Consider the following 26,026-nt stretch of genomic DNA (forward strand, 5'->3'; position numbering starts at 1 on the left):
CATCAGACAACAGATAACCTTGAGCATTATTATGCACTTCGAATATCAAGGTACGCTGAAAGAAGAGTCGAGGTCAGACAACATACATGTGGTATGATGTCTGACAAGAGTCGCTGAATCGCTGCAGGGATTGTATGGGATGGCGACTGCGAAGGTGAAGCTGCACCAAACGACATACGACGTAGGCAGGGATTGCAATGACGATGACTATCGACGATATTCAGTCTCGTATCGTATCGATTGGCGCTCCGGTCGATACCGCACAGACAGCACAGCGCGCGGCGGTCGCCCAGGCGTCGAGTCGATGCGAGGTGGCCATGGATGCCATCAAATCGTATATCATCCGCAAAGGGCTCAAGTCGGGAGAGCCGCTGCCCAACGAAGCGACATTGTGCGACGAGCTTGGGGTGTCACGCTCATCGGTGCGTGAGGCGATCCGCAAGCTTGAGGCGTTGCGCATCGTTTCGGTGGCGCATGGCAAAGGCATGTTCGTGGGCGACATGTCGCTCGAACCGCTTGTGGAAACACTGAGCTTCCGTGCAATGACGGACGGCAAAAACGATCTTTCGAACCTGCTTGACGTGATCGAAGTGCGGCGCATCCTCGACCTCGGCGCAGCGGGGGCCGTGTGCGCGGCGATGCGCGGCACTGACCAACCTCGCCTGCTTGAGCTCACGGACCGCATGATGGAGGCGGCTCGCCAAGGCCGGCAGTTCATGGACGACGACATCGAATTCCATTCGATCCTGCTGCGCTCGGCGGGTAACCAGGTGCTGTCGCAGCTGGCGAACAGCATGTGGCTCGTGCACATGGCGATCTTGCCGCAACTCGATCTTTCGGTGAGCGACGACCTTGTACGTAGCGCGCAGGCGCACCGTGACATGGCCGTCACCGCGATGGATGGTGATGTGGATGGGTACCGGGCTGCGGTCATCGAGCACTATGCGCCGATCGCCAGCATCGTTGAGACATATCTTGCCCAGCAGGCCTAGCCGGTAAGCCGCGCACTACCCCGCATACGGCAGCGCCGGCAGTTCGGCGCCGTTGAGCAATGGCGCCGGGCCCCAGCTCTTCCACGCATACCGCACGGCGGTGGGGGAGGGAACCTGGGGTGCGGTCACGCGCACCGTCATACGGTCGGTGGCATCGCCGCTGGTGCCTGGCAGGATCCGCGCGGCCGCCTCCGCATACTTGCCGTCCGCACCGGCAACCTCGAATCCCGATTCGCCGGCATCGCGCGCTCCGGTCTCACCGGCTGCCGTGCGCATCGTATCCGGCGTCGTACCGCGCCAGTGCAGCCCACGCGCGTTGGTGAACGTCACGTCGAGCGCGCCGCCCGTTGCCGGCGCCACGCCCGCCACGCGCGGGCTTTCCGCCTCGATATCCGCGCGTCCGTACACCCCGCGCAACGCCATGTCCGCGATGCGCGTGCCGACGGTCGTCTTGTCGAGTGGATGGATGTTGTCGAACTCGCCGCAGTCCATCGTGCACACGAGCAGCACGTCCTCGAGCGTCTCGCTCGCGTCGAGCTGCGCCGCGCGGATGACGGGCCAGTGCAGCGGATCCTCGCCGCGAGCGGCCATGTGGCCGTCGATCCACTGCGGCAACTGCACCACGATGAATGGCAGCGCGCGCGCCGCGGCATCAGCCTGATACCCGACCTCCGGCTCCTCATACCCGGCGAGATTCCACAAGGTGCGCCATTCCTCGATGAGCAGTCCGAGCAGCTCACGGTACGACTCGCACTGCGCCTCGTCCTCCTCGCCTTGGTACCAGAGGAATCCGCGCAATGTGTATGGCGCCACACGGCGCACCATCGCCTCGTACGGCGCGCTCACACGGCGTTCGGAGAACGGCGTGACCGGCGGCGGCCACGGGCAGGGGCCGATTTCCGCGTCGATCTGCGGTTGGGTGATGCCCGGATGGGCCTCTTTCATCGCCGCCACGTTGTTGTTCCACTGGTCGAACACCGTCTGCCACTCATCCGCCTCGGCGCGCATCTGTTCCTCGGTCTTGCCGGCGATCGCCGCTTCGTACCGCTCGACGTACGGGCGGCCGGCGTCGGAGCCGATCAGTGTGGCACGGCTCATCCAGCTGGTAATCGATGTGCCGCCGATGTAGCAGTCGATGATGCCGACGGCCACATCCGCGCCAAGCTGTGCGCGCAACCGCGCCCCGAAATGATAGGCGATGGCGGACATGCCGGCGACTTGCGGCGCGAGCGCAGTCTTCCAGCCGGATGCCGCCTCGGCCGATTCGTCGATACGCCCGACCTTGGGTGTGTTGTAGAAGCGCAGGAGTGGGTCGTCCGCCGCGGCGATCGCCTCGTCGCCGTGTTCGCTCGTGTGCAGCTCGAGCTCCATGTTGCTTTGGCCGCCGGCAAGCCAGACCTCGCCGATCATCACATCCACGAACTCCAGCCGGTTTGTTTCATGTGAAACACGCAGCGTATACGGTCCGCTCGCTGGCAGTGCGGGCAGGATCGCGAGCCACGGGGCCTCCGTCTCATGCTCTCCGTACGCCTGCGCCACGGACATCGTCTGCGCGACGGTCACACCTTGGGCATCCATCAGATCGACCACCACACGCCCGCCGGCCGGTGCCGTGCCGAACACGGCGACCGGCGTCTCGCGCTGCAGCACCATATGGTCGCTGAACACGGCGGCCACACGCAGCGAGCCGTTGCGTGTGCGTTCCGCCGCGCCGCTTGCGCGCGCCCCGCCGTCCGCGACCCCGCTCGCCCCGGGCGCGATTCCCGTCACTGTGACCATGCTGTTGCTCCTCCGCTCCCTTAATCTCAGTAATTCCAACGCTTACGCGCGCGTCACCGCTCCCACAGCTCCGCGCCGAACGACTCGAGGTACGCGCACAGTTCGCGCGCCATCTCCTCGTCCTCGGCGATGCGCGGGTGCCCGGGCGTGCCGGTTCCCGCGCGTGAATACGCAAAATGCGTGACCTGCGGGTCGTTGCACTCCGCCACCACCTCGCTGATCGCGCGGTCCCAATTCGCGTCATGCTCGAGCACCGTCGTGGTGCACACGATGTGCGCGTCGGGGTATTGCGCGCGCAGGGCGTGGATGAAGTCGGCGTACCGCGCGCGCCAATGCACCGCGGTCTCGCCGGTGTAGTCGCGCGCCATGAAGTCATCGGGATGCGAATCGTTCTGCCCGAGCGCAATGACGACGACATGCGGGGTGTAGTCGTGGAAATCCCACATGATCGGCTCGCCGAGCGCGGGATTGTACGCCGCGCGGTTCCAGATACTCTCCATGCCGATGTAGTCAGGCGCGTTGAACCAGCCGATGCCGTCGAGCAGCGGTGCGCCGCCCTGCGCGATGATGCGCAGCTCGGCGCCGAGCGCGCGTGCGGCGATCGCGCCATACGAATACCACGCGTTGCTGTATGAGGACAGATCGACGTCCGGATCGGGTTTGCCGGTGTAGAGCACGGCCTCGTTGCGCTCGCCGCAGCTGACCGAATCGCCGTAGATCTCGATGCGCCGTTCGCTCGGAGCGTCGAGCGGCGCCATGATATGCGCGTCGTCGTCGATGCCGACGCCGACGAACTCCATGTAGTGCATGCCACCGTCCTGACGCTTGAAGACGACCGCCCGATGCTCGATGTCCGGCAGATGGTCGGCGATGCGCAGCGTCAGCACGCCTTCGTCCTCCTCGGCATAGGGCGGCAGCTGCGGTTCGGCAGGCGACGGCACGCGCACGCTGTACTGCGTGTCGTCGATGATGACGCCGAGGCGGATGTCTCCGTAGTTCCAGTGATTGCGCAGCCGCACGCTCAGTGTGGTGCCGGTGAAGCGGAAGCGCGCCTGCGTATACGGGAACACCCACAACAGGCCGTCCTCGGTCCGTTCGGTGCGTCCTTGGTGCTGAAAAGCTTGATTCGTATAGGCGATGAGCCGCATGACACTCCTTCGTATGCATCGTGCCGATGTGACGCCGCCGCTGTGCGGAGGCAGGTATCACGTCTTCGTTGTCCGCTGTGTTCCGATGATAATCACGGCATCGACCGCGACATGCTGAAGCGCTAAAGTTTTTCTGCGACTTCAATTATATATTGATACACTTATCAGCGGCGCGGAACGCCGACGGCGGCCTTCCGCGATCCGCTGAAGCGCAGGCCCCGCCCAAGAAGCAGCGGGCGGCGGCCACACCACTGGACCGGTCGACGCGGATGGCGTCGGCGGTACGTCAACGAAAGGACGAAGCGATGGAAGAGCGGTTCCCGAAGGGATTCCTGTTCGGTACGGCGACGGCGGCGTACCAGATCGAAGGCGCGGCGGACGAGGATGGCCGCACCCCGTCGATCTGGGATACCTTCTCCCACACCGGCCACACGCTGAACGGCGACACCGGCGACGTCGCCGACGATTTCTACCACCGTTGGGAGGACGACCTCAAGCTGCTGCGCGACCTCGGCGTCAACGCATACCGCTTCTCGATCGGCGTCCCGCGCATCGTCCCGACGCCGGACGGCAAGCCGAATGAGAAGGGCCTCGACTTCTATGAGCGGATCGTCGACCGTCTGCTCGAATACGGCATCAAGCCGATCGTGACGCTCTACCATTGGGATCTGCCGCAGTACATGGCCTCCGAGGACGGCCGTGAGGGCGGATGGCTCGAACGCGACACCGCATACAGGATCGCCGACTACGCCGGCATCGTCGCCAAGCGCCTCGGCGACCGCGTGCACACCTACACGACGCTCAACGAGCCGTGGTGCGCGACCTACCTGAGCTATGGCGGCACCGAACAGGCGCCGGGGCTTGGGGCCGGCCCGCTCGCGTTCCGCACCGTGCATCACATCAACCTCGCGCACGGACTGATGTGCCAGGCCGTGCGCGCCGAGGCGGGCGGCAAGCCGGAGCTGTCCGTCACGTGCAATCTGCAGGTCTGCCGCGGTGACGCGGACGCCGTGCACCGCCTCGACCTGATCGCGAACCGCGCGTTCCTCGACCCGATGCTGCGCGGGCGCTACCCGCAGGAGCTCTTCGCGATCACGAAGGGCATCTGCGACTGGGACTTCATCCGTGACGGCGACCTCGCGCTGATCCACCAGCCGATCGACGTGCTCGGTCTCAACTACTACTCGACGAACCTCGTCAAGATGAGCGACCGTCCGCAGTTCCCGCAGAGCACGGCCGCCTCGACGGCGCCGGGCGCGAGCGACGTCGACTGGCTGCCCACCGCCGGACCGCATACCGAGATGGGATGGAATATCGATCCCGATGCGCTGTACGACACGCTCGTGCGGCTCAACGACGACTATCCCGGCATGCCGCTCGTCGTCACCGAGAACGGCATGGCGTGCCCGGACAAGGTCGAGGTCGGCCCCGACGGCGTCAAGATGGTGCATGACGCCGAACGCATCGACTATCTGCGCCGGCATCTGGATGCCGTCTACCGCGCAATCCGGGAAGGCACCGACGTGCGCGGCTACTTCGCATGGTCGCTGATGGACAACTTCGAGTGGGCCTTCGGCTACAGCAAGCGCTTCGGTCTGACCTATGTGGACTACGAGACGCAGGATCGCATCCGCAAGGACAGCTTCATGTGGTACCGCGACTTCATCGCCGGGCACAGCGCGCGCTGAGCGCCGTCGGACGATCACGGCATGGGAGGGCGCCGACCCATATGGGTCGGCGCCCTCCCGTTGTGTTGTGTGTTGGAGACATCGGAAGACACGCCGGAGCTATGAAGCGCTTAATGGCTGAAAGCGTTGCAGGTGCCGTTGTGAGGTGGTATGACATCAAGACGCGTGGAAGGTTTGTGCAACGGTAAAACATTGGAAACATTGGAAAATCTGAACGCTTTATGACAGCGCCGGTGGGAGATGGTCATTATGCTGACGGCCGATGACGGCGACTAAATTACTTAAGCGCTTGACAAACTGGAAAAAGTCGGTTATATTGATTCCATCGTTCACCTCAGGCAGGCAGAGAAGCCGAGAGGTGGCCCAGGCTCATCGCTGAGCCGGGCGTCGGCGACGACGCCCAAGAGACCAGGAAGGACACAAGAATGAACGTCAAGAAGATCGCGGCGGCCGGTATCGCGGCGGCATGTCTCGTCAGCGTCGCTGCGTGCGGCGGCAACAACGGCAGCTCCGCGGACGGCAACAACAAGGCCGGCATCACCTATCCGGAGATCAAGCTCGGCGAGACCGACAAGGACCTCAAGGCAGAGATCACGTTCTTCAACGGGCGCACCGACATGGGCCTCGCCTCGTACCCGGGCAAGAACTGGGAGTCCTACATGAAGGACTTCAACGAGATGTACCCGAACATCAAGGTCAATGTCCAGACCGATTCGAACTACGCGGATTCCGCGCTCACCCGCCTGCAGGCGAACAACGACTCGTGGGACATCATGATGATCCCGGCGGTCGACCGCTCCGAGTTCTCGAACTACTTCGTGTCCTACGGCAAGACCGAGGACATGGACAAGGAGATCAAGCTCGCGAACGAGAAGGCCTATGACGGCCAGACCTACGGCATCGCGACCGACGGCCAGACCTCGGGCATCGTCTACAACGCCAAGGTCTTCGAGGAGGCCGGCATCAAGGAGCTGCCGAAGACGCCGGAGGAGTTCCAGGCGGATCTCAAGCTCATCAAGGAGAAGACGAAGGCGATCCCGCTGTACACGAACTTCGCCGAGGATTGGGCGATGGGGGCGTGGGACGCCTACATCGGCGGCAACGCGACCGGTGATCCGAAGTTCATGAACCAGGTCATGCCGCACGACAAGACGCCGTTCGCGAAGGACGACAAGGCTCCCGACACCCACCCGTACGCCGTCTACAAGACGCTGTACGACGCGGTCGCCAACGGCTACACCGAAGAGGATTACTCGACCACCGATTGGGAGTCCTCGAAGGGCAAGATCAACAACGGCGAGATCGCGACGATGGTGCTCGGCGCCTGGGCCGTGCCGCAGATGAAGCAGGCCGGCGACCACCCGGACGACGTGCAGTACATGCCGTTCCCGATCACCGTCGACGGCAAGCAGTACGCGACGCTCGCGGGCAACTACTCGATGGGCATCAACAAGAACTCCGACGCCGACCGCCAGAAGGCCGCGATGATCTTCGTCAAGTGGATGACCGAGAAGTCGGGCTACGCGAAGAACGAAGGGGGCATCCCGATCATCAAGGACGATGACTCCTACCCGGACACCTACGAGCACTTCAAGGACGTCGAGCTGATCGTCGACGATCCGGCGAAGGAAGGCGAGGAGGACCTCTTCGCCGACATCAACTCGGATTCCGAGCTTGGTATCAACAACGGCAACGGCAAGAAGATCCAGGACATCGTGACCGATGCCGCCAACAAGACCAAGACCATCGACCAGATCATGGGCGAATGGGATGAGAAGTGGGGCGCGGCCGTCGAATCCGAGAGCTGATCCGATGAGCGTCGGCGTCCTGGGCGGGCGCTGACGCTCCGTCCCTGTCGCACGCCACTACCTCCTTTACCTCTACCTCCTTTCCCTTTCTTTCCTCGATGGGGCCGGAACGTTGCCGTTCCGGCCCCATCGTCGTTATAGGGGAAAGGGCCTGCGGGAACGCGGAGCGATGTCCGATGGGCTGCTGTGCGGTGTACGCCAGGGTCGCCGCCCTATGGGCGGCGGTCGGCGCATGGGGCGTCATGACACTTTGTCGGGCGCCGGGGGGGGTGTTGTGACGCGCACGCTCATGCACGCATCGTTGGGCGAGTCGTGGGTGCATGGAAACTCGCCGTTGGGGGAATGATATAGTTATGCGCTTAAGTATCTGCGGCGGCCGTGGGCCATGCGCCTATGAAGCGCTGAAATCGTTGGAAAATCAAGGGAAATCGTATACTGGGCATCGATGACGCCATTGCAGGGGCGTGCTGAATCGCACAGCTTATCGAGTGAAGAACGGTGGAGGGCGCCATGTCGGGAAGCATCGGGCCGGCTGTTGCCCCAATGTCGCGCTTGGGTGTTGTGTATGTCCGTAAACCTTGGAACGATAGGGGAAACAGGCTCCATCCGCGATGCGGTGTGGAGGGGGGAGTGAGGGAAGGGGTATGGATGTCGTTCGTCATACGACACGGACCAACTTAAGCGCTTGACAAACTGAAAACACAAGGTTATATTGAGTGTCATCACTTATCACAGGCAGGCAGAGAAGCCTGAGGTGGGTATTCCTAAAGGCTCATTGCAGAGTCGGGAGGAAACGCAGGCGCTCCGGCGCCGGCGGAAGGATAAGGAAGGAACAGAGACCATCATGACTACCACACAGCCGAACGTAGCGGTCGCGGAGCGGTCCGCCGCGGATATCCCGTTCAACAAGCATCGCAGGGATTGGAAGAAGGCGGGCATCATCGTCCTCTTCTGCCTTCTGCCGGTCGCGCTCCTCGTCGTCTTCACGTATCTGCCGTTCTTCCAGATGTGCGGGTACAGCCTCTACAGGATGAAGTACATCGGCACGCCGAAGTACATCGGCCTGAAGAACTACGCCGACATCTTCACCCGCCCCGACCTGCTCGCCACGCTCAAGCTTTCGCTCTACTACATGGTCGGCGCGCTCATTCAGGTGGCCCTCGCGCTGTACCTGGCCACGGTCCTCGCGTTCAAGGTCAAGGGCGGCGCGTTCTTCAAGGGCGCGATGTTCTTCCCCTACCTGATCAACGGCATCGCGATCGGCTTCATCTTCAAGTTCTTCTACACCCGCGGCTACGTGCTCGATTCGGTGCTCCAGTGGTGCGGGTTCAGCCTCGACAACCTGCCGTACTGGCTGCGTGATCAGAAGGTCAACAACTGGTCGCTCGTCGCCTCCTCGGTTTGGAGGTACCTGGGCCAGACGATGATCCTGTTCATCGGCGCGATCATGTCGATCGACGGCTCTCTCTACGAGGCGGCGGAGATCGACGGCGCGAACAAGTGGCAGCAGTTCAAGCACATCATCCTGCCGGGCATCCAGACGATCCTCGTCCTGAACATCATCCTGTCGATCACCGGTTCGCTCTCCGCCTTCGAGGCGCCGTACGTCATCACCTCCGGCGCGAACGGCACCGGCACCTTCTTCGTCCAGATGGACAAGATCGCGCATTCCGACCAGAAGGTGGGCCTCGCCTCCGCGATGGCCGTCGTCCTGCTCGTCATCATCATGATCTGCGCGCTGCTGCAGAAGATCGTCATGGGCTGGCTGTTCCGCGACGCGGACGACGGCACGGCCAAGGCCCGCAGGCATGCGCAGAAGGTCGAGAAGCAGCGCAGGAAGGCGCTGCGCCGGTCCAACAAGGTCAAGGCCGGCAACGCCCCGCTCTTCAGGAACGGAGCCAACAAGGAAGCCGAGGCGTGAGCACGATGTCAAGCGAAACGATCACCCCGGATATGCAAACGAACTCGCAGAAAGGAAAGGCCATGGAAGCCTCCGTCGAAAAGGTGAGCGTCTGGTATCACATGCGCCGCTGGGTGCTCTCCTTCCTCAAGTACTTCAGCCTCGTCTTCATCACGTTCTGCGTCCTGCTGCCGCTCGCGTCCTGCGTGTGGACGGCCGCGAAGACCGATACCGAATACAGGACCGGCGACGTCATGGCGATGCCGCACAACTGGTTCAACTTCCAGAACTATGTGGACGCGTTCAAGCTGTCGAACATGGCCGTCGCGTTCCGCAACTCCTTCATCGTCCTCGTGTGCGTCTGCTTCATGACGACGATCATCGGCACACAGCTCGCCTACGTCCTGAGCCGCTTCCAGTTCCCGGGCAACGCGTTCATCCGCGGCGCCTTCACGATCGCGGCGCTGCTGCCGGGCATCGCGATGCAGGTCGCGGTCTACAAGATCATGGGCAGCCTCGGCATGATCAACTCCCTGTGGGGCTACATCATCATGTCGATGGGCACCGATGTCATCTCGATCTACATCTTCATCCAGTACTTCGAAAACCTGCCGATCTCGCTTGACGAGGCGGCGATGATCGACGGCGCGAGCTACTTCACGATCTACGGCCGCATCCTGCTGCCGCTGCTCAAGCCGGCGATCGTCACGGCCCTCATCCTCAAGGGCGTCGGCATCTACAACGAGTACTACGCGGCCAACCTCTACCTGCAGGACAAACAGAAGCTCGGCACCGTGGCCATCTCGCTGTATGCCTTCACCGGCCCGCAGGGCTCGAAGTACAACCTGATCTGCGCAGGCGTCATCGTGACGCTGCTGCCCGCCCTGATCCTGTTCCTGATCTTCCAGAAGCAGATCTACAACGGCGTCGCAGCCGGCGCGGTCAAGGAGTGATGATCTCAGACTTACCCTTCCCCTTTCCTCACCATCGGGAGCCGTGCCGAGCGAGTTGCGTGCGGCACAGCTCCCTTCCCTTCTTCGGCGGTCGCCTCCGGTCGCCATCCCCGCCACCGTTCCGCTTCCGTGCGCGGCACGCGCCGGCATCAACCACTAGGAGCATATACCATGACCAACACCCCTTCCACCTTCGCCCCGCTGACGAGCGGCTGGACCGTCACCGCGATGAATCCGGAGGTCGTGCCCGCCGACCTTCGCGAGACGCTGGCCGCCGGCATCCCGGCGACCGTCCCGGGCGAGGCGACGCTCGACCTGCTCAACGCCGGCCTCATCCCCGATCCCTTCGACGGCGACAACGAGAACAAGCTGCAGTGGACCGGCGACGTCGACTGGCGCTTCACCTGCACCTTCGACTGGCATGACGCCGGCAACACGCGCCACGACCTCGTCGCCTACGGCCTCGACACCGTCGCGACGATCGAGCTCAACGGCGACCCGATCGCGCAGACCGAGAACTGCCACCGCTCCTACCGCTGGGACGTCCGCGAACTGCTCAGGGACGGCGAGAACGTGCTCACCGTCACCTTCATGTCCCCGGTGCGTTACTCCGACGCCGAGGAGCAGCGCCGCGGCTACTACCCGCACACCGAGCACCACGCCTTCAACCAGATTCGCAAGCCGAGCTACTCCTTCGGATGGGACTGGGGCATCGATGTGGCGAACGCCGGCATCTGGCGCGAGATCGGCATCGACTCGTGGAGCGGCGTGCGCCTGGCTGAGGTCCGGCCGCTCGTCGACGTGGCCTCCGACGGCACCGGCGTCCTCAATGTGCACGTCAGGGTCGAACGCGAAGGCCACGGCCGCATCATGAACCCGATGGACGCCCACAGGTTCCAGACGCCGGTCCCGGTCCATGTGACGCTCGAAGGTTACGGCACGATGCTCGAGGCCGACGGATCGGTGGATCAGGGCCGCGACGAGACGACGATCACGATCGCCGTGCCGGACGCGAAGCTGTGGTGGCCGCTCGGCTACGGCGACCAGCCGCTCTACGCCGTCGACGTCAAGGCCGGCGCCGACCTGCAGGCCGTGTGGAAGGGCCGCGTCGGCTTCCGCACAACGCATGTGGACACCCGCGCCGACGAGCTGGGCCGTCCGTTCCAGATCTACGTCAACGACGTGGCGGTGCACGCGCGCGGCTACAACTGGATCCCCGACGACGCGTTCATCGCGCGCGTGACGAAGAAGGACTACGAGCGCGGCATCCGCGACCTCGTCGAATCGAATTCGAACATGGTCCGCGTCTGGGGCGGCGGCATCTACGAGGCCGACGAATTCTACGATCTGTGCGACGAATATGGCGTCATGGTCTGGCAGGACTTCATGCTCGCCTGCGCCGCCTACCCGGAGGACCCGGAGACGAAGGAGGAGGTCGAGGCCGAAGCGCGCGAGGCCATCATCCGTCTGTCGAGCCATCCGAGCCTCATCGTCTGGAACGGCTCGAACGAGAACTACGTGGCCTACGCCGAATGGGGCGGCTACAAGCAGGCCGTGCGTGACGACGACCTGCCGGCGAACGAATACGGCTACGGCGAGAAGGGGTGGGGCGACTACTACTACTCGGAGCTCTTCCCGCAGCTGCTCGCCGAACTCGACCCGACGCACGTGTATCTGCCGAGCTCGCCGATGAGCTTCACGAAGTTCACGAACGCGAACTGGGACACCGATGGCACGATGCACATCTGGGATGCGTGGAACCGCAAGGACTACCGCATCTACGCCGAGTACACGCCGCGCTTCGCCGACGAATTCGGCTATCAGGCGCCTCCGGCGTGGAGCACGCTCGTCGGCGCCGTGCACGACGAGAAGCTCGAGCCCTTCGGCGAGCAGATGCTCGTGCACCAGAAGGCGATGGGCGGCAACTACAAGCTCGCCCGCGGCATGCGCTCGCATCTGACGCCCGGCCATCTCGACGACGTGAGCTTCGGCGGCGTCGTCAACGGCAAACCGAGCGACGGCGCGCACAGCTGGCTCATCCCGACCGACGACTGGGACGACATCCAGGACTGGCACTGGGCGTGCCAGCTGCAGCAGGCGCATGCGATGAAGTTCGGCGTCGAGCATATGCGTTCGCTTGCGCCGGTCAACGCGGGCGCGCTCATCTGGCAGCTCAACGACGACTGGCCCGTCGTGTCCTGGGCGGCCGTCGACTTCAACGGTCATCGCAAGCCGGTGTGGTACGCGTCGCGCGACTTCTTCGCACCGCGCCTCGCGACGATCCAGCCGCGTACGTCCGAGGAGTACCGTCGGACGCACAGCTGGGAAGGCGTCAAGGTGGGCGCCGACCACTTCGAGCTCATCGTCCTCAACGACACCCGCGAGCCCGTCAAGGACACGTGGACGGTGCAGCGCGTGACGCTCGGCGGCAACGTGCTCGCGACGCAGACGATCGACGTCGACCTCGACGCGACGTCGCACAAGGGCTACACGCTCGACGACGCCATCGTCGACTACGACGATCCGAACGCCGAGCTCATCGTCGCGACGTCGTCCGACGGCTCTTTCGCGCGCGTCGTCCACAATCCGGCCGAAGTCGTCGACCAGTCGCTCGCCGCGCCTGCGGAGGCCTTCACCGCCGATGCGAGGAAGGTCGACGGCGGCGTCGAGCTCACGGTGACGGCGAAGGACTACGTGCGCGACCTGTTCGTCATGGTCGACAAGGTGGACGCAAAGGGCGCCGTCGAGGAGGGCCTCGTCTCGCTGCTGCCGGGTGAATCGGTCACGTTCCACATCACGACGGACGCGGACGACCCGCAGGCCTTCACGGCGGCGAACGTGCTGCGCAGCGCGAACGACCTCAAGCGCGAAGCGAAGTGATGATTTAAGCGGCCATCAGTACCACGGCAACTGATGGCCGCTTAAGCCATTGTCCCGATCGTTCGAATGGTCTTCAGGCGATGCAGGGGGGGCGCAATGGCGTATTCATGGTGGGCAAGTCGGCCGACGGGATGTGTCGGCCGGCGCTACCGTATACAATGGTTCTGAAGCGATTCAGTGACGGCTCCATCGCGGGGCGTGGCGGGGATCGCGGGGCACCAACAGCACAACGCATGCCGTCCGGAAGCGGGCGGCGGCCACGGAGCGCAGCGGCACAGCGGCGTGCGCGCAGCGTGACGGGACGGGAGACGATGACATGGCGGCACAGAAGACGAAGGTCACGATCTTCGACGTGGCGAAGGCATCGGGGGTGTCGAGCAGCGCCGTGTCCTACGCGTTGAACGGGAAGCCGGGTGTCTCCGACACGACGCGCGCGAAGGTGCTGCAGGTCGCCAGGGAACTTGGCTGGAAGCCGAACGGCGCCGCGCAGTCGCTCGCGCAGGCCAAGACGAGGCGCATCGGCCTGGTCCTCGGCTACGATCCGCAGCTGCTCGCCGTCGAGCCGTACATGATGAGCCTCATCTCCGGCCTCGGCGCGGAGCTCGAGGAGAAGGACTACTCGCTGCTTGTACGCATGTCGATGGACAGCGACGACGAAGACTCGATCATCGAGGACTGGGTCGCGACGAGCAACGTCGACGCGATGCTGCTGCTCAATCTGGAGATCGGCGATCCGCGCATCGAACTGATGAAGCAGAATCCGCAGATGCCGGTGCTCGCCGTCGCCGACGCCTCGCTCACCGCGGGACTGCCGACGCTTGCAAGCGACGACGCCGCCGCGGTCGGGCTCGCCGTGCGCCACCTGTACGATCTGGGGCACCGCAACATCGCGCGCGTCGCCGGCCCCGAGGAGCTCGGCCACTCGTACATCCGTGACGCCGCGTTCTCGGAGGTGACCGCCGAACTCGGCGTGCGCTACCGCTGCCTGCACACCGACTACACGCCGGCCGCCGGCGCCGACGCAACGAAGCGGTTGCTCAGCGTCAATCCGGCGCCGACGGCGATCATATACGACAACGACGTGATGGCGCTCGCCGCGGAAGGCGTCGCGGCCGTGGGCGGCGTCAAGGTGCCCCAGGAGCTGTCGATCATGAGCTGGGACGACTCGTTCATGTGCGAGGCCGCGCACCCCGGCATCACGGCGCTCAACCGCGACATCGTCGAATCGGGCCGCATCGCGGCGTCGCTGATGCTCAAGCTCATCGACGGCGAGGAAGTGGACGTCGTCGAGGAGCCGCCGTACGAGCTGCGCGTGCGCGAATCCACTGGCCCGGCTCCGCAGCGGGACTAGTGGGGCCGTCTGTTCCCTCCGCGGCGGCGGATGGCGGCGGCCGTCAGCGCGCCGACCGCCGCCGCGGAGATTGCCGCGGCCAGCGCCGGTAGCGTCGCCGATCCGCTGGCGGACAGCCGCATGTCCGAGGGCGGTCGCTCGGAAGAGGACTGCGGAGACCGGGTGGTCTGCTGCGTCTGCTCCGGCTGCCGCGTCTGCGTCGGTTGCGTGGGAGGTGCGGCGCCATTGGCCGGATTCTTGGGGTCCTGCGGCCGGTCGTCGTTGGCGGTGTCCAGCCGCAGGAACGGGAAGGTCACCTGAGGCTGACGGAGATCCATCAATGTGGCCTGGCTTTCCTTTCCGGTGAACGCGTCAATCGCGTTGCTGTCTGTGGTGACGCTGTCATGCGCGGGACTGTCGTCGGGGACGCCGAGACCTCCGCCGAACCGGAATTGATGGACGTAATCGGGGCAGCTCTCGCCGCCGTCCCAGCATGCGGTTGAATAAACGGGCCGGACGTTGCCGATGCCTTCCGAATCCTCGGCGCTGCTGAAGACGGAGACCTGATATCCCGCCCTGCCGAGGTCGAGGTCGGCGAATGCGGTGCGCGGGACCGACGCCACGATGGTGTTGCGTCGAATCAGATCGAGTGAGACGTCGGCGATGCGGCTTATGTCCGGATCGGCGTCGTAGACGCCGCTGCCGTACCGTGCGCCGTCGTTGCGGCCGTCCACGACGACCGCCTTGCGCCATGCGCCGCGGGTGAATGTATTTGTGCCGGGCAGTTGGGGCGTGGGTGCGCCGTCCCCCGCGGCTCCGTCCGCGTCCGCGGCGTCGGACAGCAGGATGGTGAAGCGCTGCGTGCTCATATGGTTGCCGCCCCATGGGTTGGTGATGGGGGTCTGCACGGAGGTGGCGAACCGTATGACGTCCCCATCGCTGTATGCGTCGAAGGTCCGCAGATCGAAGCCGCCCGGATTGAAGGAGCCGTCAGCGGGGTAGACATAGCTGCCCGGACCGTTGTCGTCGCCCTGCGGGTCGGTAAGTCCGCCAATCCGTTCGCCTAGCGCATAGACGGTATACCGTTTGACGTTCATGACGCCGTCGGTGCCAACGGCGCAGACGCGTACGCTGTTGCTCACGTCGGGCAACGTGATCGCGGCTGTGAACGCGCCATCCGCGACGGCCTGCCGCTGTTCCTCGCCTCCGTTGACGCTGATGCGCACCGTTGCGGCGTCGGTCGTTCCCCGCACCGTGACGGCGCGCTGCGTGGCGGTCTCGCCGTCCGTGAGCCCCTCGACGGTGAGCGTCGGCGTGGCGCCCTGTGGCTGGCCGTCGGTGGTCGCGTCCCAGTTGTCATACAATCGCGGATCGAAGTTGAGCCGTCCCAGCTCGTTGTGCGCCCAGTTGTCGCCCGCCTTGATGACCGGGACGCCGCCCACCGTGTAGTTGTGCAGCAGCAGGCCTTCGCCATCGGTCGTCTGGTTGCCGATGCGCACAGGCGTGCCTTCCGCGTCGGTGAACCGGTCGAAGAAGCTTTCCTGCGCCGGCATCGTCAGTCCGTTCCACGATTCGATGTGCAAGCCGTCTATCGTGATCCGTTCGAGGTTCTGCAGCGGGTAGATGCGTATCGCGCAGTTCGCCATGCCTTCCACATGCGTGTTGGAGATGGTCATGTCGCGTATCGTGTGGGTGACGTCGGCGGTGTTCGATGCGTTCCCGTCGATGTAGGACGATGCCGAATTGATGATGCAGGTGTTGCGTTTCTGGTCGTTCCAGTACATGCGGTTGTGGATGACGCTGGTGCCGTCGACGACGACGTCCTCCACGTTCCGCGGAGTCCAGCCCCATTGGAACACCGGCCCGTTCTCGTTCTTCCACACTACGGTGTTGCGCACGCGCACATGGGAATGGTAGAGCTTGATCGCATCGTCGTTGGCGTGGAAGAACGAATTGGCCAACGTGGTCCCCCGATACAGCTCCAGGCCGTCGGTCTGCCAGTACCATCCGCCGACCTGCTGGTAGTTGTTGACCCGCATCGCGAACGGGCCGTCCTCGACGCCATACATGACGAAGCTGTGATATGGCGGATTGGCGACGGTGACGCCGTCCAGCGTGAGCGTCTGCGGGGCGCCGGTCGATTCGAACTGCAGCATTTTCACGCATGATCCATGGCAGTTGGCGTTCTGCTCGGAGCGATGCTCGTATCCGTTGTTGGTGTCCGCCTCATACGGATACTGCTCTCCGGACAATACGCCATGTCCGCTGACCTCCAGCGAGGAGCCGTGGGTGAGGAACTGGAAGGCGCCTTTGACGTAGGCGCCGGCGGCCAGATGGACGCGCGTGATGTTGCTCGGCAGCTTGGCGTGGTAGCGCGACCCCATCCAGTAGGTGCCGGGGCCGAAGTACAGCGTCGTGATGTCCGAGGCGTCGTCGAGGTCGTTGACTGCTCCGGGCGTGACCTGGCGCACATGCGGATCGCTCAGATCCGGTGGGACCCCCGGATCGGCCGTGGCGCCGGCGTTGTTCCGTCTCATGGGCTGTGCGAACACCAGCATGGCGTTGCGCGGCTCGGTGCCGATGGTCTGCCCGCTGGCCGGATCCGTGGTCAGTCTGCCCGTGCCGGGCGAGGCGTCGTTGTAGGTGGTGATGAGCTGCGGGGCGAACTCGACGGAGAAGCGGTAGCCGTCCGCGCTGTAGGGGACGTGGACGCGGACCGTATGGTCGTCGATGAGCGTGGTCGTGAATCCCAGCGTCGTGGGGCGGATCGTGACCTGATCCGCCGAAGCGATGGTCTGGCCGGTGTCGAGGCTGACGTCGATGTCGACGTCGGTGGCGTACTCGAAGGTCGACCAGGACATCGTCAGATTGTTGTCGGCGGCGAAGTCAGCGCCATCTTCGCCCGTGTATCCGCGCTTGCCTTCGCCGCTGCGCGGAACGCTCAGGTAGGTGAAGGAATCGTATCGGGCCTGCGGCCGGCTGGCGGGGCGGACGGTCGTGGAATAGAAGGGGGAGCGCCGTACGACGTCGTCGCCGACCGCGCCGGTGGCGTTGGCATCCGTCCTGTCGTGCCACCAGGTATGCAGATCGGATGTGTCCGCCGTGTTGGGCGTGTCCGATGGCGCTTCCTGGGCGGATGCGACGGCCGGTGCCCATGCCGAGGCCGCGGCGAACGTGACGATGGCGCATGCCGCGGCGACCGTGTTCGCCCATGGGCGTCGCCGCCGGCGATCGAGGGGGATTCCGGGGCTCTCGTCGTCTCCGCGGCTGTCGAAACGTTGGGTCATGCTGTGCTCTCCTTTGAGTGTGGTATCGACGGACGCCGTCGTCCGTCGATGAGCCAGTGTATCAAAGGGAGAAAGGAATTGCGAAACGTTTCAGATGGCTTTCAGGCAAAATGCCCGAAGGTGTCATGCGCTGCGATTGCGGCCCGTCGATTCCCTGACGATGAGCTCCGGATCGAACAGCAGTTCGTTGCGTCGGTTGCCGGAGGTCGCGCTGCTGGGTGGATCGAGCAGGCTGTTGACCGCGGCCCGGCAGATCTGGGGGAGCGGCTGGCGGATCGTCGTCAACGATGGCGTCATGTATTTCATCGAAGGGGAGTCGTCGAAGCCGATGATGGAGATGTCCTCCGGGATGCGCAGGCCGAGGACGGAGGCGGCGCGGATGGACCCCAGGGCCAGTTGGTCATTGGCGCAGGCGATCGCGGTGGCCCCCTGTCTGATCAGCTCCATGGCCGCCACCTGTCCGGACTCGAACCCGTATGTGGTCCAGATGGTCATGTCGTCGGGGTGGTCGATGTGGTTCGTCTGGAAGAAACGCTTGGCCGCCTCGTATTTCTGCACCGACGGGTGGTGTTTGCGGTCGCCCAGCAGCAGGCCGATGCGTTGATGCCCCAGGTCGGACAGGTGCCGCAGCGCCATCGTCATCGCCTTGGCGTCGTTGGTGCCCAGATAGACGCCCTTCATCTCGCGGTGGGCGCCGTTGAGGAAGACGAGCGGTACGTTCCTGGAGAGAAGGGGGTTGTAGGTGTCCGACGGGGAGCCCAGCGTGTCGTAGCTTCCGGCGAGGAAGATGGCGCCGGTGAGGGGCTGGTCCTGCAGCATCGTGATGTATTGCTCCTCGGAGACGCCGGCGAGCGTGTAGCTGCAGGAGAAGGCGAGCAGGTCGCGCTGTGCCAGCAGTGTGGTGAGCATCGTGACGTATTCGGGGAAGATGGGGTTCGCGAGATCGGGGGAGATGATGGCGACGGGTTTTTTGCCATTTCGCTGCAATCTGTCTAGAGACATGCCGAGCTCGCGAATCGCGTTCACGACGTTCTCGCGTAGTTCTTCGGAGACTCCGGGCTTCGAGTTGATGACGCGGGAGACCGTCGCGGGGCTTACCCCCGCGCGGGATGCGATGTCGGCAAGTGTAGTGCCCATGAGGATTCTCCATCCGTGCCGGATCTCGATGAGACGTTGGATGTGATGACCTAACAAAGTGTATTACGCCGGCGTCCTCGCCTTGTTCGACAAGAGTGAAACACTTTGAAAGATTAAGGAAATCTTTCGAAAGATGTTATAGTTGGGAGCACCCGCACGGAGCTGGGGCCTTCCGGATGGCTGTGCGGGGAACGTATACGGGACGAAGAATCAAGGAGGATGCTTCGGATGTTCGGTAAAAACAAAGTACTGAAGGCAACGGCGCTGACATGCGCGTTGCTGATGCCGCTGTCCGCATGCGGCGGCGGCTCCAATACCACCGCCGACGGCAAGCCGATCCTCACCGTTCAGGTGGTCAAGGACGCTCGCGCGATCAAGATGTCCGAGATGGGCTGGACGAAGGATCTGGAAAAGGCCTGCGGCTGCTCCATCCAATGGCAGGACGTCGCCGCGTCCTCCTGGGACCAGCAGCGTCAGGCATCGCTCGCCGCGGGAGAGGTCGCCGATGTGACCATCAGCGGCTTTGGCTCGGGGGACATGGGGGAATACGGCAGTCTGTTCCTGGATCTGAAACCGGAGATGGACAAGATGCCGAACATGAGCAAGCTGTTCGAGGCGGAGCCGTACGCCCGCGCCATCTCCACGACCACCGACGGCAAGATCCTCGGCGGACCGAGCGTCGCGCGCGGCGCCGCCAGAACCAGCAACCACATGTTCATCAACAAGCAGTGGCTGGACAAACTGGGGCTGAGCGTCCCCACCACATGGGATGAACTCGCCGACGTGCTCAAGGCGTTCAAGGACCGCGATCCCAACGGCAACGGGAAGGCCGATGAGATCCCCATGGATTTCAACGCTCCGAGCACCGGCGGCTTCGGCCTGTTCCAGCCGAACGTGTTGTTGGCGAGCTCCGGCATCACGGTGCCGAACGGCCCTCTCGGCATGTACGTCAAGGACGGGAAGGTACACAACTACCTGACCGATACGCGCTATCGCGATCTAATCGTGTATCTGCATGAACTGTGGGCGGCGGGCGTGATCTCCTCTGACGCGTTCACGCATGACTGGTCCAAGTACACCGGTACCGCCAAGGGCGAAGGCAAGACCGCAATCGTCGGATTCACATGGATGTGGACGCCGTCGGATATCTTCGGGCCGGAACTCGGCGATCAATACATCACGATTCCGTCGCTCAAGCAGCATGCGGACCAGAAGGAACCGCCGGTATGGGCCTATAACGGCGACGACCTCGCCTATCAGGCGGACCGTATCGTCGTCTCCGCCAAGGTCTCGAACAAGGATGCGGCGCTGAAGTTCGTCGATGCGTTCTACAGCCCCGATATCTCCGTCCAGGCGCGTTTCGGAACCTTCGGCACCGCCGTGCGGCGCAATGGGGAGAACGACTACACGATCCTCGATCCGCCGGAAGGCCATGACAACGCGGCTGACTGGCAGTTCTACCAGTCGTTGGCGGATGGCGCGCCGGGATGGCTCAGCGATGACATGAAACTCGGTCTTCCCTCCATCCACACCGAAGTGGTGCCGGTGGACGCGGTCTACGACGAGGACTACAGCCATGTGGATTTCGACAACGACATCCTGTATTCGAACATGCCGATGACGCCCGAACAGACCAGCAGGATGAACGCGAACAACACCGGTATCACACAGGGCGCGATGAGCAAGTTCGCGCAATGGGTGACCAAGGGAGGCGTGGAACAGGAATGGGATGCCTACGTCGAAAACCTGAAGAAGAACAAGCTCGACGAGAACATCGAAATCGAGCAGCAGGTCTACGACGCGTTCAAGAAGAACATGGGCATGATCAAAGTCAACCTGAACAGTCGCGCGGAGAAGACGGCGCAGTCTGAATGATGCGTCCGACGCAGACGGGGCGGCCCGGACAGGACGCCCCGTCTGCGCTCCAGCCGCCCTGACGGTCTTCAGCAAGCGGCTGGGACATGGGATTTTCAATGAAACGAGGAACGTATGAGTGCGAGCGCAAGTGGCCGGCCGATGGTCGTCGACAACGTGGAGGAGCGCAGGAAGGCGCCTTTGTGGAGGAGGCTGCGAAGACATTTCCAGCTGTATTGGCAGCTGTGGGCGTTGGTGCTGCCCGCGATTGTGTTCATTGTGGTGTTCGCCTACATACCGATGTACGGCGTGCAGCTCGCGTTCCGCCGATACGACATCACGAAGGGCCTGACCGGCGGCCAGTGGGTGGGATTCCAATACTTCAGGCAGTTCTTCAATGATCCGCTGTTCGGCGAGATCATCACGAACACGTTCCGCATCAGTCTATGGACGCTGACGATGGGGTTCATCGCGCCGATCCTGCTGGCGTTGCTCATCAACCAGATCGGTGGTGCGAAGATCAAGGGATTCGTGCAGACCATCACCTACATGCCACACTTCATCTCCACCGTGGTCATGGTCTCGATGATCCAGATCTTCCTGCAGCCAGGCAATGGCCTGCTTGGACGATTCCTCGGCCGTGAAAGCATGATGGGCAATCCGAAGGCCTTCGCGCAGATCTACTGGATCTCCGAGGTGTGGCAGCATATGGGATGGAACTGCATCATCTACCTCGCCGCATTGTCCTCCGTGGACCTGGCGCTGTACGAGGCCGCGAAGATCGATGGCGCAAACCGTCTGCAGCTGATTCGCTACGTCGACATCCCGACGATCATGCCCACCGTCGGCGTGCTGCTCATCCTGAACATGGGTTCCGTGTTGGGCGTCGGATTCGAGAAGGTGTGGCTGATGCAGAACACGCTGAACATCACGGCGTCCGAGGTGATTTCCACCTATACATACCGCATAGGCATCCTTGACAACCAGTTCTCGTATTCCACCGCGATCGGTCTGTTCAATTCGGTGGTGAACTTCGTCTTCCTGGTGATAGCCAACGCCATCGCGCGGCGCACCAGCGACACCAGTATCTTCTAGGAGGACCCGCATGGCATTCACAAGGCATAAAGGCGTATCCGCCAGCCATCCCAAACGCCAGAAGAAGACGCCGTCGGACGTGGTGTTCGAAGTGGTGCTCGCCATCATCATCGTGGTGATTCTTCTGGTGATCCTCTATCCGCTGTGGTTCGTCATCATCGCATCGTTCTCCGATCCAGCCGCCGTGGCGACCGGGCAGGTGACGCTGCTGCCGAAAGGATTCAGTCTGGGCGGCTATGCGAAGATCCTCGCGGACACCCGCATCTGGATCGGCTATCGCAATACCATCATCTATACGCTGTTGGGCACGGCCGTCAACCTGGCGGTCACCATTCCGGCTGCATTCGCCATGTCGAGGCGCGAATTCAAGCCGAGGCGCATCATCATGTTCCTGTTCGCCTTCACGATGTTCTTCAGCGGCGGCCTGATCCCCAGCTATCTGCTGATGAAGCAGCTGGGGCTGCTCAACAGCATCTGGGTGTTCATCCTGCCGGGGGCCTTCGGCGTCTACAACATGATCATCGCCAGATCCTTCTTCGAAAGCTCCATCCCCGAGGAACTGTATGATTCGGCGCGTGTGGACGGCACATCCTACTTCGGCTTCTTCTTCCGCATCGTGTTGCCGTTGTCGAGTGCCATCATCGCCGTGATCGCGCTGTACTGCTTCGTGGGGCATTGGAACGATTACTTCACCGGTCTGATCTACATCCGCGATCAGGACAAGCAGCCGCTGCAGAACATCCTGCAGATGATTCTGCTGGCGAACCAGACGGAGCATGGAGGCGCCTCCATGTCCGCACTGCAGTCGCAGAACTTCGCGGATCAGATCAAATTCGGCATCATCATCGTATCCACGCTGCCGCTCATGGTCATCTACCCGTTCCTGCAGAAGTACTTCAACAAGGGCGTGATGATCGGGGCGGTCAAGGGATGACGGCGATGCCTCCGACGGATGGGAACGGGTGGTCCGATGCAACGATTCGCTCTCGGATATGAGCGCCTCGCCAGGGTGGTCATGCTCGTCGCCGTGGTGCATGTGGCCGTCCTCGCGTATACGATCTGCGGTCTGGTGGCGTTCGGGCTGTTCCCGTCGATCGGAGCCGCCTTCGCCACCTATCGCCGATGGCTCATGTCCGAGGACCGTTCGTGGGGCATACGCCAGATCTGGGCCGCTTTCCATGCCGCCTGGCGCACCGACCTGCGGGCGGCCAATATGTTCGGCTGGCTGCTGGCCATACCCGGGCTGCTGCTGCTCTGGGAATACTGGTTCGTGCAGCATAACGACTTGGGGCAGCCGGGGATCGTGGCCTCAGGGGTGCTGTTCGTGGTCAACCTGGTGTATCTGCTCATGACGTGTGTGGGTTGGGCGGTGCGCTCGCATTACGCCGAACGGATCGGCTGGGTCGTCCGTATGTCCGCATCGATGGTGGTCGCACGGCCGCTGTGTTCGCTGTTCATCGTGCTGCTGCTCATCACCATCGGTTTCGCATACTATACGTGGCCCGGACTCGCGGCGGCCTTGGGCGTCGCCGTGCCGATCTTCGCCATCATGGCCGCGGTCTATGCGTGGGGAGGCCTTCCCGGCATGAGCGTCCACGACGGCCAGGCATAAAGAACGTCTATATACAAACTGTGGAGAAGACATGGCATACGAAGCGTTCCGGAATCTCACGGAGGGATCGCGCCTGATACCGCCGAGCGACCGCATCGTGATGGGCGAAGGGTGGCGCGTGAGCGTGCTCACCGATGCGCTCATCCGCCTCGAATGGTCGCGGGACGGCGTCTTCGAGGACGGCGCGACCCAGATGGTGGTCAACCGCGATCTGGGCAGAGCCGTTCAGGCGCAGATCACGCGGCGGGGCGACGGCGTCGTCGTCGAGACGTCCGCGCTGCGGCTTGAATACGATGGCGCCCCGTTCAGCCGGGAAGGACTGTCCATCGTCGTCAAAGGCGTACCGGGGAGCCAGCATAACACCTGGCATTATGGGGATGTCCCGCGCGGGAACCTCAAGGGCACCGCCCGGACGTTGGACGGAGCCGACGGCGGTGTCGACCTTGGCGAAGGGATCCTGTCGCGTGACGGATGGAGCGTGCTGGACGATTCGTCCGGCAATGTGCTGCGGAGCGTCGATGAGGTGAACGGACAGCCCAACGTCTTCGGCACATGGCCGATGAGGCGTGAGCATCCCCAGACCGACCTGTACTTCTTCGGCTATGGGCTGCGTTTCATCGAGGCGATCGACGACTTCCACCGGCTCACAGGGCCGGTGCCGTTGCTGCCCCGATGGGCGCTCGGCAACTGGTGGAGCCGCTTCCACCGGTATACGCAGTCCGAATATCTCACGTTGATGGATCGTTTTCGGGATGAGGGCATGCCGTTCACCGTCGCGGTGCTGGATATGGACTGGCACATAACCGACGTGGACGCGGAATACGGTTCCGGCTGGACCGGCTACACATGGAACCGCGAGCTGTTCCCCGACCCGGGGCGGCTGTTGGTCGATCTGCATCGACGTGGGCTGAAGGTGACGCTCAATGAGCATCCGCGCGATGGCATCCGCGCATTCGAGGATGAATATGTCCCGATGGCGCGGGACATGGGCGTCGACCCCTCCTCCGGCGCCGCGGTGAACTTCGATCCGGCGAACCCGCGGTTCATGGACGCCTATCTGCGCATGCATGACCGCATCGCCGCGGATGGCGTGGACTTCTGGTGGATTGATTGGCAGCAGGGCGCGGTGACCCGTCAGCCCGGGCTCGATCCGCTCTGGATGCTCAACCATATGCAATACCTCGCTTCGACGCAGTCCGGACGTTGGCCGTTGACGTTCAGCCGTTATGCGGGAATCGGCTCGCATCGCTATCCGATAGGGTTCTCCGGGGATACCGTCGTGTCGTGGCAGTCACTGGACTTCCAGCCCCGGTTCACGGCGACCGCGTCGAATATAGGGTATGGATGGTGGAGCCATGACATCGGCGGCCATATGTACGGCGTCCGTGACGACGAGCTCGAGGCGCGTTGGTACCAGTACGGGGCGTTCAGCCCGATATGCAGACTTCATTCGAGCTGCTCGATGTTCGGAGGCAAGGAGCCGTGGAATTTCGCGCAACCCGCGCGATCCGTCATGACCGGGGCGTTGCGGCTGCGGCACGCGCTCATCCCGTATCTGCATTCGATGAATTACCGCGCCGCCTTCGAATCGCGTCCGCTGGTCGAACCGATGTACTGGGAATATCCGCAATGCGATGCCGCATACGATTATGCGAACGAGTACCGGTTCGGCAGCGAACTGGTCGTGGCCCCCGCGACGCGGCGTATCGAGAAGGCCTGTGCGCGCTCGCGGACCGATCTGTGGCTTCCGCACGGCGATTGGTTCGATTTCTTCGATGGCCGGCGCTACCGTGCCGACGAGGCGGACGGACGGCGTCTGTCGGTATGGCGGTCGCTTGATCATTACCCGGTGTTCGCGAGATCCGGCGCCATCGTTCCCATGCAATGCGTCCCGGACGGAACGGGGCGGCGTGCGTGGAATTCGACGGATAATCCGCGCCGTCTTCGTGTGCTTGCATTCCCCGGTGACGGCGAGTTCGTCATGATTGAGGACCGCGGCGATTGGGAGACGGCGCAGGACGGGCATGTCGCGTCGACCCGGATGGAGCAGATCTGGGATGAGGACGGCGGCGTGTTCTTCATCGTCGATGCCGTCTGCGGGGCGGCGCGCACGGCGCCGCCATACCGGGATTGGACCATCGTGCTGCGGGGGGTGGAGTTTGCGGAATCCGGCGTGCCCGATCGGCGCGGGCAAGCCGATCATGTCACGGTTCGACTGGGCGGCCTTCCCTGCCCTGCGACGGTGGCGTACGACAGGGCCACGCTGTCCTTGAGCGTGGCCGTGCGTGATGTGCCGAGTTCCGATATGCTGTGGCTGCATATCCCCAGCAGTCTGATTTCGCTTGCGGACAACCCCGTCGAGGAGGATGTGCGTGGCCTGCTGATGTCGGCGCAGATGTCGAACGTCGGCAAGGATCTGGCATATGATGCCCTGATGCGTCAGGGGAAGCTTGGTCTGGCCACCTTGCGCGCCTACGGCGGGGCGGGCGCAGAAGACGAGGGTGAGGCGTATGTGCCGGACGGCGTGATGGCGGCGCTCGAGGAGATCATGCTGCGCTAATCC

The 26,026-nt window shown here is 63.4% G+C and carries 16 protein-coding genes; 12 read left to right on the forward strand and 4 right to left on the reverse strand.

The genetic code is table 11. The features are described 5' to 3' along the window. Positions 1 to 197: 197 nt before the first annotated feature. Positions 198 to 992, forward strand: a complete 795-nt coding sequence (locus D2E22_RS03285) for a FadR/GntR family transcriptional regulator (RefSeq protein WP_126031695.1) — start codon at positions 198 to 200, stop codon at positions 990 to 992. 15 nt (positions 993 to 1,007) lie between these two features. Here D2E22_RS03285 and D2E22_RS03290 read toward each other — a convergent pair whose 3' ends face one another. Further along, a complete protein-coding gene (locus D2E22_RS03290) occupies positions 1,008 to 2,771 on the reverse strand; it encodes a sialate O-acetylesterase (protein WP_126031696.1) in 1,764 nt (587 codons plus the stop codon). Positions 2,772 to 2,824: 53 nt separating this feature from the next. After that, positions 2,825 to 3,919, reverse strand: a complete 1,095-nt coding sequence (locus D2E22_RS03295; RefSeq protein ID WP_126031697.1) for a GDSL-type esterase/lipase family protein — start codon at positions 3,917 to 3,919, stop codon at positions 2,825 to 2,827. 305 nt (positions 3,920 to 4,224) lie between these two features. Between D2E22_RS03295 and D2E22_RS03300 the strand changes: the two genes are divergently transcribed. The 6 genes from D2E22_RS03300 (at position 4,225) to D2E22_RS03325 (ending at position 14,499) form a co-directional block, all read left to right on the forward strand. Then, a complete protein-coding gene (locus tag D2E22_RS03300; RefSeq protein WP_126031698.1) occupies positions 4,225 to 5,607 on the forward strand; it encodes a GH1 family beta-glucosidase in 1,383 nt (460 codons plus the stop codon). Positions 5,608 to 6,032: 425 nt separating this feature from the next. After that, positions 6,033 to 7,415, forward strand: a complete 1,383-nt coding sequence (locus D2E22_RS03305) for an ABC transporter substrate-binding protein (RefSeq protein ID WP_126031699.1) — start codon at positions 6,033 to 6,035, stop codon at positions 7,413 to 7,415. Between the two features lie 844 nt (positions 7,416 to 8,259). Then, a complete protein-coding gene (locus D2E22_RS03310) occupies positions 8,260 to 9,336 on the forward strand; it encodes a carbohydrate ABC transporter permease (protein ID WP_126031700.1) in 1,077 nt (358 codons plus the stop codon). Positions 9,337 to 9,341: 5 nt separating this feature from the next. Then, positions 9,342 to 10,268 carry a carbohydrate ABC transporter permease gene (locus tag D2E22_RS03315; RefSeq protein ID WP_241218173.1) on the forward strand — a complete coding sequence of 309 codons (927 nt, stop codon included), beginning with the start codon at positions 9,342 to 9,344 and terminating at the stop codon, positions 10,266 to 10,268. A 171-nt stretch (positions 10,269 to 10,439) separates the two neighbouring features. Continuing rightward, entirely contained in the window at positions 10,440 to 13,148 is a 2,709-nt protein-coding gene (locus D2E22_RS03320) for a glycoside hydrolase family 2 protein (RefSeq protein WP_126031701.1), read from the forward strand. A gap of 316 nt (positions 13,149 to 13,464) precedes the next feature. After that, positions 13,465 to 14,499, forward strand: a complete 1,035-nt coding sequence (locus tag D2E22_RS03325) for a LacI family DNA-binding transcriptional regulator (protein WP_126031702.1) — start codon at positions 13,465 to 13,467, stop codon at positions 14,497 to 14,499. Here the strand turns inward: D2E22_RS03325 and D2E22_RS03330 are convergent. Together D2E22_RS03330 and D2E22_RS03335 are read right to left on the reverse strand one after the other, a co-directional pair. Continuing rightward, positions 14,496 to 17,765, reverse strand: a complete 3,270-nt coding sequence (locus tag D2E22_RS03330; RefSeq protein WP_126031703.1) for a family 49 glycosyl hydrolase — start codon at positions 17,763 to 17,765, stop codon at positions 14,496 to 14,498. The genes D2E22_RS03325 and D2E22_RS03330 overlap by 4 nt on opposite strands. Positions 17,766 to 17,888: 123 nt before the next feature. After that, positions 17,889 to 18,902, reverse strand: coding sequence for a LacI family DNA-binding transcriptional regulator (locus D2E22_RS03335; protein WP_126031704.1), 1,014 nt, complete (start codon positions 18,900 to 18,902; stop codon positions 17,889 to 17,891). Between the two features lie 228 nt (positions 18,903 to 19,130). Here D2E22_RS03335 and D2E22_RS03340 point away from each other — a divergent pair, with 228 nt between their 5' ends. From D2E22_RS03340 to D2E22_RS03360, 5 genes are all read left to right on the forward strand, one after another. Further along, positions 19,131 to 20,777, forward strand: a complete 1,647-nt coding sequence (locus D2E22_RS03340) for an extracellular solute-binding protein (RefSeq protein WP_126031705.1) — start codon at positions 19,131 to 19,133, stop codon at positions 20,775 to 20,777. Between the two features lie 114 nt (positions 20,778 to 20,891). Next, positions 20,892 to 21,851, forward strand: a complete 960-nt coding sequence (locus D2E22_RS03345) for an ABC transporter permease (RefSeq protein ID WP_126031706.1) — start codon at positions 20,892 to 20,894, stop codon at positions 21,849 to 21,851. 10 nt (positions 21,852 to 21,861) lie between these two features. Then, positions 21,862 to 22,785, forward strand: coding sequence for a carbohydrate ABC transporter permease (locus D2E22_RS03350; RefSeq protein WP_126031707.1), 924 nt, complete (start codon positions 21,862 to 21,864; stop codon positions 22,783 to 22,785). Between the two features lie 36 nt (positions 22,786 to 22,821). Beyond that, positions 22,822 to 23,463, forward strand: a complete 642-nt coding sequence (locus D2E22_RS03355; RefSeq protein ID WP_126031708.1) for a YesL family protein — start codon at positions 22,822 to 22,824, stop codon at positions 23,461 to 23,463. 31 nt (positions 23,464 to 23,494) lie between these two features. Continuing rightward, positions 23,495 to 26,023: a glycoside hydrolase family 31 protein gene (locus D2E22_RS03360; RefSeq protein WP_126031709.1), complete on the forward strand. Its 2,529-nt coding sequence runs from the start codon at positions 23,495 to 23,497 to the stop codon at positions 26,021 to 26,023. Positions 26,024 to 26,026: the final 3 nt, after the last annotated feature.

The sequence above is a fragment of the Bifidobacterium castoris genome (assembly GCF_003952025.1).
In the GTDB taxonomy this organism is placed as follows: domain Bacteria; phylum Actinomycetota; class Actinomycetes; order Actinomycetales; family Bifidobacteriaceae; genus Bifidobacterium; species Bifidobacterium castoris.